We start from the raw sequence: 16,283 nt of genomic DNA on the forward strand, positions 1-16,283 counted from the left end.
ACAGGAAAGAGTCTGAAAGTGATCTTGATATACCATCAACAAAAAACTGACCGCATCAATAGCAGTCAGTTTTTTATTATTTTACATAGTTTTCTTTAACAACTGTTGCACAACGCTCACATAATGTTTCATGTTCAGCATCTTTACCAATTGTTTCTGAAACCACCCAACAACGTTCACATGTTTCACCAGTTGCTTGAACAACAACAACCGCTGTATGTTCATACTTCGGTGCATCTGCTGGCGCTTCATCCATCATACCACCAAGTTTATACTCAGAAACGATGAATAATTGCTTTAAGTCTTCGCTAATAGACTCTAACATAGCTTTCATTTCTGCAGTTGGATATAGCGTAATGCTTGCATTTAGTGACTTACCGATTACTTTTTCATTACGAGCTACTTCTAGTGCTTTTAACACGTCATCACGTAATGTCATAAATGCATCCCATTTTGTTTTTAACGCTTCCGCGTCATCTAATTGTACAGCTTCTGGCATATCAGTTAATTGTACACTTTCTTCTGTTACGCCTGGAATATATGGCCATACTTCATCAGCTGTGTGCGGTAAGATTGGTGTTACAAGTTTCGTTAACGCAACAAGAACATCATATAATACAGTTTGAATTGCACGACGATCTTCGTGGTTTGCACCTTCAATGTATAAAATGTCTTTTGCAAAGTCTAAGTAGAATGAACTTAAATCAATTGTACAGAAGTTATGAATTGCATGATACACAGCAGCGAAGTCGTATGTCTCATATGCTTCTTTAACTTTTGTAATTAAGTCATTTAATTTTACTAACATGTAACGATCTACTTCACGAAGTTCAGCTACAGCTACTGCATTTTCACTTGGCTTAAAGTCGTCTAAGTTTCCTAATAAGAAACGGAATGTGTTACGGATTTTACGATACACTTCTGCTACTTGTTTTAAAATATCATCTGAAATACGTACGTCAGATTGATAGTCAACAGAAGATACCCATAAGCGTAAAATGTCTCCGCCTAATTGATCCATGATTTTCTTCGGTACGACGATGTTTCCAATCGACTTACTCATTTTACGTCCTTCACCATCTAGTACGAAACCGTGGCTTAGTACGCCTTTATATGGAGCTTTACCTGTTACAGCAACTGCTGTTGATAATGAAGAGTTAAACCAACCACGATACTGGTCAGATCCTTCTAAATATAAATCAGCTGGACGCTGTAAATCTTCGCGCTCTTCTAATACCGCTTGGTGGGAAGAACCTGAATCGAACCATACATCCATGATGTCTGTTTCTTTACGGAATTCACCATTTGGGCTACCTGGATGTGTAAATCCTTCTGGTAATAGATCTTTCGCTTCACGCTCGAACCATACGTTAGAACCGTGTTCACGGAATAAATCTGCTACATGGTTAATTGTTTCATCCGTAATAATTGGATCACCATTCTCAGCATAGAATACCGGAATTGGCACACCCCATGCACGCTGACGAGAAATACACCAGTCACCACGGTCACGAACCATATTATGAAGACGAGTTTCTCCCCATGCTGGTACCCATTTTGTTTCTGCTACAGCTTCTATTAATTCTTTACGGAATGCTTCGATAGATGCAAACCACTGTGCTGTCGCACGGAAAATAATTGGTTTTTTCGTTCTCCAATCATGTGGGTATGAATGTGTAATGAATGTTAGTTTCAGTAACGCGCCTACTTCTTCTAATTTTTCTGTAATTGGTTTGTTAGCTTTATCATAGAATAAGCCTTCAAATCCAGGTGCTTCATTTGTTAATACACCTTTATCATCGACTGGGCAAAGTACTTCTAATCCATACTTTTTACCAACAACGAAGTCATCTTCCCCGTGTCCTGGTGCTGTATGAACACAACCTGTACCTGCATCTGTTGTTACGTGATCTCCTAGCATAACTAATGAATCACGATCGTAGAATGGATGTTTTGCAACTGTATACTCAAGTTCGCTACCTTTTACTGTTTTCACAACTTCAGCATTTTCCCACTCTAACGTTTTTGCAACTGTCTCAAACAGCTCAGAAGCAATGATATATTTCTCATCATTTACTTTTACAATGCTATATTCAAGCTCTGGATGAACAGAAATACCTAAGTTTGCAGGTAATGTCCAAGGTGTTGTTGTCCAAATGATGTACTTTTCATCACCTTCTAATACGTTCTTTCCATCTTTTACAGGGAATGCTACGTAAATAGATGCTGATTTTTTATCTTGATATTCAATTTCAGCTTCCGCTAAAGCAGATTCACTCGTTGGAGACCAGTAAACTGGTTTTTGACCTTTATAGATATAACCTTTTTTCGCCATGTCACCAAACACTTTAATTTGTTGTGCTTCATAAGCTGGCTCTAAAGTAATATATGGATTATCCCAATCTGCACGTACACCTAGACGCTTAAATTGTTCACGTTGACGTTCTACTTGTTCATATGCATACTCTGCACATAACTTACGGAACTCAGCAACTGTCATTTCTTTACGTTTTACACCTTTATTTGTTAAAGCTTGTTCAATTGGTAAACCGTGCGTATCCCATCCCGGAACATATGGCGCACTAAAACCAGTCATTGATTTATAACGAACAATAAAGTCTTTTAATACTTTATTTAATGCATGTCCCATATGAATGTCACCATTCGCATATGGAGGTCCATCATGCAATACAAATAAAGGACGACCTTTTGTATGTTCTTGTACTTTTTCGTAAATATTCATTTCAGCCCATTTTTCTTGCATTGCAGGCTCACGTTTTGGTAAATTCCCACGCATTGGGAACTCTGTTTTTGGCATCAGTAATGTATTTTTGTACTCCATGCTCAATTCCTCCTTACATGTATAAAAGAAATACTTAAAAAACGGAATAAAAAAGAGACCTTCTCATCCCCAAAAGGGACGAGAAAGTCTCCCGCGGTACCACCCTAGTAGATCATATACATATGTATAGAATCCTCTTTATATTCTTAACGCGAATACACGCCTACGCTTACTCTATTTGTTCAGCGCGGAACTCCAGGGTGATATTCCCACTATCTCCTTATCCTGAGCTTACACCATCCTCAGTTCGCTATATAAGGTTTGAAAAGGTACTTATCCCTATCTTCGTTTTTCTTAATAAATATGTTGTTTAAAATTATATGTAATAATGAGAAAAACGTCAAGCTTACACTGTTTCTTCTTTTTTCAACAGTTCATCTACTTCGTCTTCTAATTCAATTAGTTTATCCCAATCATCGTTGTTTAACATCTCAAGCTGTGTTTCTAATAACATACGGAAACGAGTTCGGAATACTTTCGCTTGTTTCTTTAGCTCTTCAATATCAAAAGCAACTTTTCTTGATTTTACTAATGCTTCGTTAATAATACGATCAGCATTCTTTTCAGCTTCACGCACAATTAATTTCGCTTCTTTTTGCGCATTACGTTTTACTTCTTCCGCTGCTTCTTGTGCAACAACGATAGATTTGTTTAACGTATCTTCAATATTAGAGAAATGATCTAACTTCCCTTCTAACTGCGCAACTTTTTCTTCTAAAGCTTTTTTCTCACGAATGACCAATTCATAATCTTTGATAATTTGATCAAGAAACTCATTTACTTGATCTTCATCATAGCCACGGAATCCGCGACCAAATTCTTTGTTATGAATATCTAATGGTGTTAACGGCACAACGCCACCTCCAAGTAGTTATCTAAATTTCCTCTTTCAATTATATCTTTTCTTCGACAAAATAGGAGGATTTCCTTCTAAAAAACCAATCATTTTAGTATACCATACAAAATTCTCCATTTGTCGCGTTTTGTTCTACCTTCTACAGAAAATAACTTACTTCGGCCATATCCTCTAACAGAAAAAACATCTCCTGGATAACATTCATAAGAAGTTTGCTCCACTGTTTTCCAATTGACTTTTACTAAACCATTTTTTATGAAAGGTTGTACTTTCTGTCTAGATAAATGTAACATTTCAGCTAACATAACATCTAAACGAAGTGAAGAAACCGTTCCAGATTTCTCTCCCCACGTTTCATGTATCTGTAGAATTTGTTCTCCTTGCACTGACGCTAAAGAGACTTTTACTTTCCCTATTGATTGTAAGTTCATCTCAATATACGATACAATTTCTTTCGCAACTACAATTTGGGCACGATTTTCTTGCAGCAAAATATCACCACATTTTTCTCTTGTTAAACCAAGAGACATAAATGTACCTAATATTTGCCTATGTTCTAGCGTATAAAACTTGGAAGGATAGTCAATTTCTAATACTTCTACTTGAAATTCTTCTTCATTTAATTCTAGATAGTCTGGATAAATAAGTGCTCTTTTACGCTCTGCATTAGGCGTTGCACCACCAAATTGCACAGCAACATCACCTTGTCCTATTACCATAGAAACAATTTGTTGTTGCCTAGGATCAAGAAAATCCGTTAACTTCACTTGATGGTACTCCGCCGCTCGCTTCCACTCTAGCACTTTATCCACAAAGACCTCCTCATCAGGCCTAAAATGTTCGTAGATGCTCATGTATTTACCTTCTTACTATAAGAAATAGCTTAATAAACTGAACAAACCAGTTTTAGCAAGTTTCAACGCAAAGATTGCAACGATTGGAGAAATATCAATCATTCCAAGCGGCGGAATAAAGCGGCGGAATGGTTCTAAATACGGTTCACAAATACGTGCCAGGAACTCTCCAAAAGATGATTCCTTTGCACCAGGAAACCATGATAGGAGAATGTAAATAATAAGTGCCCACGAGTAAATCTCGATAGCATAACTTAACACTATAAAAACTGTTGTCATGGCGTATTACCACCTCTTTATATTTGTTTCTTCTTCTTCACCGAATAACTCTGAAATCGCACCAACAATATCTACATTTTCAGGTGTACACATAAATGTTTTCGGCCCTATTTTTTGAATGTCCCCGCCTATAGCGTATACAGTACCACTTAAAAAGTCAACGATACGTACCGCTTGATCAGTAGACATTCTCTGCAAATTAATTACAACAGCTCGTCTACCTTTTAAGTGGTCCGCAATCCCTTGTGCTTCCGAATATGTGCGTGGTTCTAATAAAACAACTTTTGAAGATTGTTTTGCTGTTTCAATACTCACAACATTTTGCTTCGGTTGCGCTTTCGGAAACGTAACGTCTTGTTGTTCTGGTGGATCTTGCTGCTTTTTCATGTCTGTTTGCTCCTTTTCATAACCATATTGAGCTGCTTCTTTTTCTTCCGGTGTATCAAAAAAGAAGTATTTTACTTTTGACCAACTCATAATAAGATTCTCCTTCCTTTTACGCTTTTCCTACTAAAATCGTTCCCAAACGAATATATGTAGCCCCTTCTTCAATTGCAATCTTGTAATCGTTGGACATTCCCATTGATAATTCTTTACATGGCGCATGTAATAACTCTAGCTCCTGCACCTCTGTTTGCAGCATACGTAATTCCTTAAAACAGCGTCTGATTTCTTCCTCTTCTTCTGTAAATGGAGCCATCGTCATTAGTCCAACCACTTCAATTTTATCGAATTCTTGCAAACTTTGAATAAAAGAAACAACCTCTTCTATTGCCAATCCTTGCTTCGATTCTTCAGATGAGGTTTTCACTTGAATAAAGCATTTCACTTTCTTATCAGCACGTTTCTGAATTTCTTTCGCCAGTGAAAGACGATCTAACGAATGTAAATAATCAATTTCATTAATGATTTCTTTTACTTTTCTCGTTTGTAATGAGCCAATAAAGTGCCAATTAACTTTTGAACCGAAATGCTCGTATTTCTGTAAGAAACCTTCATTTCTATTTTCACCTAAATCGATAACTCCAGCTTCAATTACTTCGTTTGTTTTTTCAATCCCTACAGTTTTTGTAACTGCAACAAGTTTAATATCTTGCAACGAACGTCCAGCTCGAGCGCAAGATTCTTTAATAGCTTCGTTTACAATTACTAAATTTTCTTGTACTGTCACTTGCTTTCTTCCTCCTTAAAACCTATGAAACTCAACATTCTTCCTGTCTTACCTTGATCACGACGATGAGAGAAAAATAGTTGCTCTTCACAGCTTGTACAAAGAGATGACATTACAATATGCTCTTCTTTTATGCCTGCTTGTACACATAATATACGATTAATTTCTTTTAAATTAATTGCGTACTGCCCGTCAGAAATTTTTTGATGAGGAACAGCACCCCTAACTACTTCCTGTGCTGCTGTTAATACACGATCATCCACAACATAACAACAAGATCCGATCGACGGCCCAATTGCAACATGAATTTCATCACTTGAAATACCTTCTGCATTCCACTTTTGAATCATTTCCTTTGCAATCTCTTGTACAGTGCCTTTCCATCCAGCATGCGCAAGTCCTATCATACCATGTGATGGTGCATAAAAATAGAGCGGAACACAATCCGCGTAACAAGACGTTAACAGAACATCTTCATTACTCGTATAAATGCCATCTGTTTTTGAAATGCCGTCCTCATATGAATAGACACCACTTCCCTTTTCCTGTTGCCCTACTTTTTCAACATGATGAGCATGAACTTGTTCAGAGCAAATCCAATTTTCTAATGGTTTTTGTAACTTATTTGCTAAAATGCGTCTGTTTTCATGAACGTTCTCCACGATATCATTCACATGTAATCCTAAATTCATCGCATGAAAGGAGCCCGTACTTATCCCACCATCTTTTGTCGTAAATCCAGCAGTAATGTTTCCAAGTTCTTTCCACGCTTGTAAATACAGTATACCGTCCACATATTTAAATGGTTCTCTCATAATAAAGCGGCTCCTTTTAATTAAAATAACAGAAAAAAGCATGGTACTTCCTGTCTATTTTACCATACTTTTATTTTTTCATAATCCTAACAGAAAAAAAAGAGGAATTTGTAATATTCTTTATGAAATTGTCGGTGTTTGTATTGATTCTGTTACAGAATTAACAGGATTTACTCTTACAAGTATGACATCTTCCCCAATTTTCACAATTTCCTTCCAAGGAATTACAATCTCAACATCTTTTCCAAAAATACCTAGCATACGTGTCTGTTTGGAAATAATAACAGAACAAATTTTCCCTGTGTTCATATCAATTTCAATATCTCCAATATTCCCAATCCTTTTTCCATCTGAAATATTTATAACATCCTTCATCTGTAACTCTGAAATTCGTATCACCATTTTTATCCTCTCCCTTATATGACAAATTGGAAACTGTTTCTCATATTTACAGGAAGCCACCTACACGAAACACCATGCTAGTTTCATTATATGAACACAAATCCCCTACTATGAGCACAAACCATATTACATATAAAAAGGTCTCACCATAATTGGTGAGACCTTATCCTTGAATCGTTTTATTCATTTGTTTAATGGCTGACTTCTCTAAACGTGATACTTGCGCTTGGGAAATCCCAATTTCTTCTGCAACTTCCATCTGTGTCTTTCCTTGGAAGAAACGTTTTCTAATAATCATTTTCTCTCTATCATTTAAACGCTTCATTCCTTCTTTCAATGCTAATTCTTCAACCCACTGCTCGTCCTTTTGTTTTTCATCACTTAACTGATCCATAACAAAGATAGGATCTCCCCCATCATTATAAATCGGTTCAAATAATGAAACTGGATCTTGAATTGCATCTAAAGCAAATACTATCTCTTCATGAGTTACTTCTAGCACTTTTGCAATATCCATTGCTGTTGGTTCTTTTGAATTTTCTGCAATCAACTTTTCTCTTACTTGCAAAGCTTTATACGCAATATCTCGCAATGAGCGCGATACGCGAATCGGATTATTATCACGCAAATATCTGCGTATTTCCCCAATAATCATCGGCACAGCATACGTTGAAAATTTTACATTTTGGCCTAAATCAAAATTATCAATTGATTTCATAAGTCCGATGCAACCAACTTGAAATAAATCGTCAACATATTCTCCTCTGTTATTAAATCTTTGGATGACGCTCAGTACAAGACGTAAGTTTCCATTCACTAATTTTTCTCTTGCGCTTATCTCTCCACTTTGCATTTCACGAAATAATTTACGCATCTCTTCATTTTTTAATACTGGAAGTTTAGCTGTATCAACACCGCAAATTTCTACTTTGTTTCTCGTCAAAGTGTTCCCTCCTATCGGGAGTTGCTGTACAGTGTAAAGTATTTCCTTTGAAGGGGATTTTATGCATGTGGTTTTTTCACGATTTGTTATTTAAATTATCTTTCCTAATACAACTAAATAGAATAAGACCAGCCTACATAACGGCTGGTCTTATTCTTTACACCATTTTATTAAATTCTTTTCGTAATCTTTTTATAATTCTTTTTTCTAAACGCGAAATGTATGACTGTGAAATCCCAAGCATATCAGCCACATCTTTTTGCGTCTTTTCCTCTCCTCCAGCAAGCCCAAACCGAAGTTCCATAATTTGTTTTTCACGATCATTTAATTGGTGTAATGCTTTCATTAAAAGGTGACGATCTACAGTAGCTTCTAAATCTTTTGTAATAATATCATCATCTGTACCTAACACGTCAGACAATAACAGTTCATTCCCATCCCAATCAATGTTTAGTGGTTCATCAAAAGAAACTTCCGAACGATTTTTGTTATTTCGACGTAAATGCATTAAAATTTCATTTTCTATACAACGCGATGCATATGTTGCTAATTTTATTTTCTTTTCTGGATTAAATGTATTTACCGCTTTAATAAGGCCGATTGTTCCTATACTAATCAAATCTTCAATATTTATCCCTGTATTTTCAAACTTTCTTGCTATATATACAACGAGCCTTAAGTTACGTTCAATAAGTAATGACCTTGCTGCCTGATCTCCTTTTGGCAATTTATTCAAAAGAACTTCCTCTTCTTCTTTTGTTAACGGTGGTGGCAACGCTTCACTTCCACCAATATAATAAATTTCATCGGTCTTAATTCCTAATTTCAGCAATACTTTATACCAAAGGTATACTAAATAAAATTTTAATTTCATCATATTATCCCGCCTCTCATTATTAAGCGATTACCATTTTTTGCGAAATCAACATTTTTGGATGCACAATACATTGATACTCCCCATTAGTAGAAAGCTGTTGTGTATTTAATCCAATTAATACTTTGTTTACAACAATAGAACTACCTTCATGGTCAACTTGCACACTGTCAGGCTTAATTGCCCACAAAAATTGACTCTCTACTCCTACTGCACGGAAAGGAATTAAGCGTAATTTTGTCGCCCAACCAGAATCATTTTCTGGTATTTGAGGAATTTCTGTTTTGGAATAAATTTGTTCTGTTAACCAAGATGGTAAGCAATGTTCTAATGATGAAACATGCATAATCATAACGGGTGTTTTTGTTAATGGGTCATAAAGTTGGTTCCCACTGTCAATAAGACCTGCCAGTTCTAGTTCTTCTTCTGCTAATTGAATTTTTACTTTCACAATTTGATCATAGTGTATTTTCGTGACCTCTACGCTTTCAATACGCTTTTTAGAAAAATAATAAATTACTGGAAAACCAAAAATAACAAATAACCAACTAATTGGATCACCGTAAGAAATTGACTGAGATTGAACCAATCCATTTACCATTTCATTCGTTTGCAAAAAGAAATGAGTTCCAATTAATCCTCCGCCAACCATAAAGGTTACAAAGTAAAAAGTAAAAACAGTTTGTGCATAATTTCTAAATGTTGTAAACCCAAATGCTGTATACACAATAAGTAACGAGTACAGTAGTTTCATAATTGGATGTGTCATCATAGAAGCAAAAGGAGTAAAGGCAAAAATAACAATAGTTGAACCTATAAATGCCCCTAACACAAGCCTCCATTTTTTGATTTTCTTTTTTAACACGGTAGCTGTTAATAAAAGCAAAAGAAAATCAATGCAGGCGTTTAACAACCAAACAACGTCGGCGTAAACAACCAAACAATTCACCTCTTTTTTCAAGTTGAGACTAGTATAATGCATATCCAATAGGAAAGTGTGTCAATTTGCGGAGGTGTTTTTTTGTTATTTTGTGATTTCTAGACATAATCTGTCGGTAAAAAATAAAAGTACAAATTCATAGAATGATATACTCTTATTTTCACCAACAAAATATACCAAATAAAAAAAAGACCTGCTTAGCAGGTCTTTTCCATTTAAAAAACAAAAAAGGAGCATGAAAGCTCCTTTTTTTATCGTCTACGACGGTTACGTAAAAATGCTGGAATATCGATATCATCTGAATCTGAATGACGCTCATGTACAACTGGCTCTTCACGCTTCATTTCACGTTTTACTTCACGTTGTTTTGAAGGTTGAGCTACTGGTTGTTGCTGTTGTTGCGTGTGGTTCGCATTCGGGCGAATAATTGGTTTTGGTGGTTGAGTTGCAATGCTATCATCAAAACCAGTTGCAATTACAGTTACAACGATATCATCTTTTAATCCTTCGTTAATAACAGAACCGAAGATCATATTTACTTCTGGATCTGAAGCTGAAGCTACGATATCTGCCGCTTCTTGTACTTCATATAAGCTTAAGTTAGCGCCACCCGTAATGTTCATGATAACACCTTGAGCTCCATCAATAGATGTTTCTAGTAATGGACTAGAAATCGCTTTTTTCGCAGCTTCTGCAGCACGATTTTCCCCGTTACCAGAACCAATACCCATTAAAGCAGAACCTCTATTAGACATAATTGTCTTTACGTCTGCAAAGTCTAAGTTAATTAAACCTGGCGTTGCAATTAAATCCGAAATACCTTGAACACCTTGACGTAATACGTTATCAGCTTCACGGAATGCTTCTAACATTGGCGTATTTTTATCAACAATCTCTAATAAGCGATCGTTTGGAATTACAATAAGAGTATCTACATTTTCTTTAAATGCTGCAATACCAGATGCTGCTTGCGTCGCACGCTTACGTCCTTCAAAAGTAAATGGACGTGTTACAACACCAACTGTTAAAGCACCTAATTCTTTTGCAACTTGAGCAACAACTGGAGCTGCACCAGTTCCAGTTCCACCGCCCATACCGGCAGTTACGAAGACCATATCCGCACCACGAAGTGCTTCTTGGATCTGTTCTTTACTTTCTTCTGCAGCTTTTTTCCCTACTTCAGGGTTTGCGCCTGCACCAAGTCCACGCGTTAATTTTCCACCAATTTGCATTTTTGTTTCAGCTTTTGATAGATTTAATGCTTGTGCATCAGTGTTCACAGCGATAAAGTCTACACCTTGTACACCGTGTTCAATCATACGGTTTACAGCATTGTTTCCGCCACCGCCGACACCGATAACTTTTATATTCGCTAATTGATCTTGAGTAGTATCAAACTCTAACATGTCGAAATCCCCCTAGAACCTCATTTTTCGTGTCCAATTTTAATCCCATAAATAACGGAATACACGTTTTACTTTTGACATCATGCGGTCATCATTTTGATTATTATTGTTTTGATTACGAGTTTTTTGTTTCGCGGGTTGCTGTTGTACCGGCGTTGGTGCTGGTGCTGGTACTGGTTCAAAATGCTCTTGCTTTTCCTGCACATTTTTCCCACGTAATTTAGCTTTTTGATAAGAATGTTTAATTAATCCAACTCCACTTGTATATTGGGGCTCACGCACACCAATATAATCAGGAGTTGCTACACGAACATTTTCATGTAAAATATCATATGCAAGATCAAGAACACCTGGCATAGAAGCAATTCCGCCAGTTAGTACATAACCAGAAGCCACTTGCTTTACTCCTAACTTACGCACTTCATCTTGAACAAACATTAAAATTTCCTCTACACGAGCCTCTATTATATCCGATAATTCCAACTGAGAATATTGTTCTGTTTGATCACTTCCCATAATAGGAACCGTAAACATCTCTTCTTCAGATGCTGTATCATAAAAAGCATGTCCATATTTCAACTTAATTTGATCTGCATTTTCTGTTGAAGTTTTCAACCCAATCGCAATATCTTTCGTTATATGGTCTCCACCTAATGGTAATACGCTCGTCGCTTGTAACTCTCCATCTTTAAAAATAGATAAAGTTGTAGATCCTCCCCCCATATCAACAAGGGCTACTCCTCTATTTTTTTCATCTGAAGATATAGCAACTGTTGCAGCCGCTAAAGGTTGAAGACAAATATCAACAATTTCAAGACCTGCTTTTTCTACACAACGAAGTAGGTTATGTAGTAAAGTTCTCGAGCCTGTAATAAGTGTACCTTCCATTTCTAATCTTACACCGATCATCCCGCGTGGATCGTTAATCTCGTCAAGACCGTCTACGATGAACTGTCGAGGTACCACATCAATAAACTCACGCTCTGGAGCAATTGACACAACTTGTGCTGCATCTAGAACGCGTAAGACATCTTCATTCCCGATTTCACGATCTTCATTTGAAACAGCGACTACTCCGTGACAAGGAAGTAGCTGTACCTGGTTTGCATTGACACCTACTACAACTTGCTCAATGTGGATTCCCACCATGCGCTCAGCTTGTTCAATTGCTTTTTTAATTGATCGAACAGTCTCGTCTATATCAACTATCGATCCCTTCTTTAAACCATTTGATTTTACATTTCCAACACCAATAATGTTTAAGCTGTCATTAACCATTTCACCAATGATGACTTTAACATTGGATGTACCGATGTCAAGACTAACATATATTTCATTGCTGTTCATTCTTTGGCACCTCCTTCTTTATTTATACCATACAACTCAATATATGGAACAACAATCGCAACTTTACTATTTATAAGAAAAATATTCAACGTCTTTATACGTTTCCCTTTTTTAACCCTATATTTTTCTTATTTTTATTTAGCATTCAATTAAGAATATCGCAGTAAACTATGAATAACTGCTTATCTTGAAATAATTCTATTTCCAGTGTAAAGTTTACCGCCAAGTATAAGTCTACACTAAGATGTACTCATAGAAAAGTGAAACTTGTACCAATACTAGTATGAATCTAAGAATTTTTACATATTTTTCATCAAATGAACCATTCTTCTAAATTCGTATACATATAATAGAACATTCGTTTCGTTTTTTCTGCTATAAGCAACGAAAACTACCATTCTATTCTTTTTTGTCTTCCGCACCTAATTCTTTCGTATATGCACCTACTTCTAAGTCAATTAATACCTTCTTACCTGGCTCAATTGTTTTTAAAATAAGTGGATAGGCTTCCATACGTTTTGCGAAATTTTGAATCGTAGTGCTCACTTCATAACCTTCATTCATATATAAAGTAAGATGATCTTCATTCGCATTCGTTGGTGAATAGCGAATCTCCGAAATAGATTTTAAAATAGCTGGTGTTAATTTTTCTAGTTCAGCGATTAACTCCTTCATTTTCTCTTCTTTAAAAGGTTCGAAAATCGGTGCTGCAACAGGAAGTTTTCCATTAGGTAGTACATCAAGCGTTTTTCCATTTTCTAATAACGGTTGTAGTTTTCCCTCTTTATTTATATAACCAATCGTTAAATATTCTTCGATATGAATATCAATCTTGTTTGGAAAACGTTTTTTTACATTTACTGCTTTAATTTCTTTTCGCTTCGTTAAGTTTTCTTCAGCTTTATGTGCTGTCACTCGGAAATAACTTGTATCATATGTCACGCCTGAATCCTTCATTACTTGCTCATCCGTCATATAGTGATTTCCAAACACACTAATCTTTTTTATATTACTAAGCGGAGACCGAAAATAAATTAAAAAGAGCACTAATAAAAATAAAATTGATATGTATAAAATCAATCGATGATTAACATTTTTTTTGTTTTTTTTCTTTTGATTTTTCAATTTTGGTACACGATCTTGTAGTTTAATCACTTTACTATTATTCATGTACGATCCCCCTATGTAACATAAAGAACGGCATGTTCCTCATGCCGTTCTTATCTTCTTATTATAACATAAATGATAATGAGCGGAACGAATAACCGTTATCTTCCAATGATTTCTACTTCTGTGTGCATATCTACATCAAATTTATCCTTAATTGTATGTTTTATTAATTCAATTAAAGACAATACATCTTGCGCTGAAGCTCCCCCGGTATTAACAATAAAATTGCCATGCATTTCAGAAATTTGAGCTCCACCAATCCTATAACCACGAAGCCCTGCTTTTTCTACTAAATCTCCTGCAAAATGTGGGATTGGATTCCGAAATATACTTCCTGCACACGGATGATTCCATGGTTGCGTTTCACGGCGGTAGTCTTTATTATTTTGCATACTACGTACAATTTCTTCACGTTTTCCCGCCTGTAATTGAAACTCCGCTTCTAAAACAATACCAGGACGTTTCGTTTGCAATACAGATGACCGATAAGAAAACTCCAGTTCTTTATTCGTTAACCAGGCAATTGTACCGTCTTCAAACAGAATGAGAGCCTTCGATAATACACTCGATATATCCGATTTATGTGCACCTGCATTCATATATACTGCACCACCGACACTTCCTGGAATACCGCTCGCAAACTCCAATCCAGCTAACCCTTGACGACTAAGTAAAGTTGACAATTTAATAAGAGGATATCCACTACCAACTCTTACCTTATGTTTTTCGACCTCTAAGTGATCTAATCCTTCTCCTAAACGAATAACAACACCTTCTATGCCTTGATCAGATACAAGAAGGTTTGAACCGCGACCAATTACAGTCCACTTCGTTTTGTATTGCTTTACTAACTGTAATGTTTTTTCAATACCGGCTACATGCTTTGGCACAATTAAAATGTCCGCTGGTCCACCTATTTTCATAGTTGTATAACGTGCTAACGGCTCGTTAACTAAAACACGACCAACGTCTGCTTCTATAAGCTCATTTACTAATTGTTCCATAGACAATCTCCCCCATATTAAGTCTCCTTATGACAATAATATGCAGGGCGTTCATCTAACGTTATCCCGCTATTTACGGGCAGTACAGCTCTTAAATCAAAATTCGGCGATAACAAAGAAATTAGGCGGAATCAGGATGTCAGTAAACATCCGATTAGTGAAAGATAATAATCAACGAGAGAGAATCACTCCCCACTGATTAGAGCCTCACTTTATTTTTTTACAAGCTTATTCATTACTTCATACAGCTTATTTGCTGCATCTGGAATACCTAGTTGCTTAGCCGCTAGCTTCATATTTTGTAATGTTTGTGCATTCAATAAAATCTCATCAATATCACGAATAAGCGTTTCAGCTGTTAAATCTTTTTCAAGTAACATTTTTGCCGCTCCTTTATCAACAACTGAACGTGCATTCTTTTCCTGATGATTATTTGTTACATATGGACTCGGTATTAACACACTTGGTTTTCCTAACGCTGTTAATTCTGCAAGTGTTGTTGCCCCAGCCCTTGAAACAACAAGGTCTACACCAGTTAGTACCTCTGGCATATTATGAATGAACGGCTTAATAATAACATTGCTTGGGTTCCCTTTTTGCTTCACGGCTTCCATCACTTTATCATAATGTACTTCACCCGTTACATATAGTATTTCGTAGCTTTTGTTCCCAAACTGTTCAATTGCTTCAACGAAGGCATCGTTAATCGGTCTAGCCCCACGACTTCCACCAAATATAAGTACAGACTTTTTAGGAAGAGAAAGCCCAACTGAACGTTTCCCCTTCATTCCATTTTGATCCATTACCTCTGATGCTCGTGGATTACCTGTCATTACCACTTTTGACTCTGGAAAATGCTCTATAGCTGCTTCAAAACAAACAGCAACTTTATCAACATAACGGCTTAAAAACTTGTTCGTTACACCTGGTACACTATTTTGTTCATGTACAATAGTTGGAATACCTAATTTGGCTGCAGCGTATACAACTGGTCCACATACATATCCACCCGTTCCAATTACAATATCCGGATTAAAACGACGAATATATCGTTTACTATCCTGTACACCTTTTAGAAAACGCATTACTGTTTTCACATTATCTAATGATATTTTTCGTTTAAATCCACTTATAACAATAGATTGAAATGGTATACCTGCTTTTGGAACGATTGTACTCTCTAGTCCATTTTCCGTACCAATATATAAAAATCTTGCTTCTGGATTTAACTTTTTTATTTCTCTAATTAAAGCAAGAGCTGGATAAATATGACCACCAGTACCCCCACCACTCACTAATACACGCACTACTAACTCCTCCGCTTCTCTTTTCTTATTTCCATTATATTTATTTCTATATACATATTGCATTTTTACACAC

At 36.2% G+C, this 16,283-nt stretch carries 16 protein-coding genes and 1 other annotated feature; all 16 genes read right to left on the minus strand.

Features of this window, described 5'->3' with window-relative positions:
* Positions 1-76 precede the first annotated feature (76 nt).
* The 16 genes from ileS2 to murG all read right to left on the minus strand — a co-directional run bounded on the left by ileS2 (position 77) and on the right by murG (position 16,210).
* Entirely contained in the window at positions 77-2,842 is a 2,766-nt protein-coding gene (ileS2, locus tag DN407_RS19225; RefSeq protein ID WP_000455952.1) for an isoleucine--tRNA ligase, read from the minus strand.
* A gap of 71 nt (positions 2,843-2,913) precedes the next feature.
* Positions 2,914-3,137: a binding site (T-box leader), on the minus strand.
* A gap of 51 nt (positions 3,138-3,188) precedes the next feature.
* Entirely contained in the window at positions 3,189-3,695 is a 507-nt protein-coding gene (divIVA, locus tag DN407_RS19230) for a septum site-determining protein DivIVA (RefSeq protein WP_001131611.1), read from the minus strand.
* 89 nt (positions 3,696-3,784) lie between these two features.
* Positions 3,785-4,552 carry a YlmH family RNA-binding protein gene (locus DN407_RS19235; protein WP_002098127.1) on the minus strand — a complete coding sequence of 256 codons (768 nt, stop codon included), beginning with the start codon at positions 4,550-4,552 and terminating at the stop codon, positions 3,785-3,787.
* Between the two features lie 15 nt (positions 4,553-4,567).
* Positions 4,568-4,831: a YggT family protein gene (locus DN407_RS19240; protein WP_000214233.1), complete on the minus strand. Its 264-nt coding sequence runs from the start codon at positions 4,829-4,831 to the stop codon at positions 4,568-4,570.
* 6 nt (positions 4,832-4,837) lie between these two features.
* A complete protein-coding gene (locus DN407_RS19245; RefSeq protein ID WP_000119129.1) occupies positions 4,838-5,308 on the minus strand; it encodes a cell division protein SepF in 471 nt (156 codons plus the stop codon).
* Positions 5,309-5,327: 19 nt separating this feature from the next.
* Positions 5,328-6,002, minus strand: coding sequence for a YggS family pyridoxal phosphate-dependent enzyme (locus DN407_RS19250; protein ID WP_000218007.1), 675 nt, complete (start codon positions 6,000-6,002; stop codon positions 5,328-5,330).
* Positions 5,999-6,817, minus strand: a complete 819-nt coding sequence (gene pgeF, locus DN407_RS19255) for a peptidoglycan editing factor PgeF (protein ID WP_001209006.1) — start codon at positions 6,815-6,817, stop codon at positions 5,999-6,001. Before pgeF ends, DN407_RS19250 begins: the two co-directional genes overlap by 4 nt.
* 120 nt (positions 6,818-6,937) lie before the next feature.
* The gene (locus tag DN407_RS19260; RefSeq protein WP_000236745.1) at positions 6,938-7,219 is read right to left on the minus strand and encodes a YlmC/YmxH family sporulation protein; all 282 of its coding nucleotides are present in this window, start codon (positions 7,217-7,219) and stop codon (positions 6,938-6,940) included.
* Between the two features lie 163 nt (positions 7,220-7,382).
* Positions 7,383-8,162 (minus strand): RNA polymerase sporulation sigma factor SigG, encoded by a 780-nt coding sequence (gene sigG / locus DN407_RS19265; protein ID WP_000197755.1) that lies wholly within the window; start codon positions 8,160-8,162, stop codon positions 7,383-7,385.
* Between the two features lie 157 nt (positions 8,163-8,319).
* A complete protein-coding gene (sigE, locus tag DN407_RS19270) occupies positions 8,320-9,039 on the minus strand; it encodes an RNA polymerase sporulation sigma factor SigE (protein ID WP_000976948.1) in 720 nt (239 codons plus the stop codon).
* A 19-nt stretch (positions 9,040-9,058) separates the two neighbouring features.
* Positions 9,059-9,976, minus strand: coding sequence for a sigma-E processing peptidase SpoIIGA (gene spoIIGA, locus DN407_RS19275; protein WP_000261970.1), 918 nt, complete (start codon positions 9,974-9,976; stop codon positions 9,059-9,061).
* Between the two features lie 251 nt (positions 9,977-10,227).
* Positions 10,228-11,382 carry a cell division protein FtsZ gene (ftsZ, locus tag DN407_RS19280; protein ID WP_000888984.1) on the minus strand — a complete coding sequence of 385 codons (1,155 nt, stop codon included), beginning with the start codon at positions 11,380-11,382 and terminating at the stop codon, positions 10,228-10,230.
* A gap of 39 nt (positions 11,383-11,421) precedes the next feature.
* On the minus strand, positions 11,422-12,729 hold the full coding sequence (gene ftsA / locus DN407_RS19285) for a cell division protein FtsA (RefSeq protein ID WP_001087557.1): 1,308 nt from the start codon (positions 12,727-12,729) through the stop codon (positions 11,422-11,424).
* Between the two features lie 399 nt (positions 12,730-13,128).
* The gene (gene divIB, locus DN407_RS19290) at positions 13,129-13,899 is read right to left on the minus strand and encodes a cell division protein DivIB (protein WP_001065788.1); all 771 of its coding nucleotides are present in this window, start codon (positions 13,897-13,899) and stop codon (positions 13,129-13,131) included.
* Between the two features lie 98 nt (positions 13,900-13,997).
* Positions 13,998-14,903 (minus strand): UDP-N-acetylmuramate dehydrogenase, encoded by a 906-nt coding sequence (gene murB / locus DN407_RS19295; protein WP_000437021.1) that lies wholly within the window; start codon positions 14,901-14,903, stop codon positions 13,998-14,000.
* Positions 14,904-15,115: 212 nt separating this feature from the next.
* Positions 15,116-16,210, minus strand: a complete 1,095-nt coding sequence (gene murG, locus DN407_RS19300; protein ID WP_021728036.1) for an undecaprenyldiphospho-muramoylpentapeptide beta-N-acetylglucosaminyltransferase — start codon at positions 16,208-16,210, stop codon at positions 15,116-15,118.
* Positions 16,211-16,283: the final 73 nt, after the last annotated feature.

Origin of the sequence: Bacillus sp. JAS24-2 (assembly GCF_008274905.1) — a bacterium.
GTDB classification, from domain to species: Bacteria; Bacillota; Bacilli; order Bacillales; family Bacillaceae_G; genus Bacillus_A; species Bacillus_A cereus.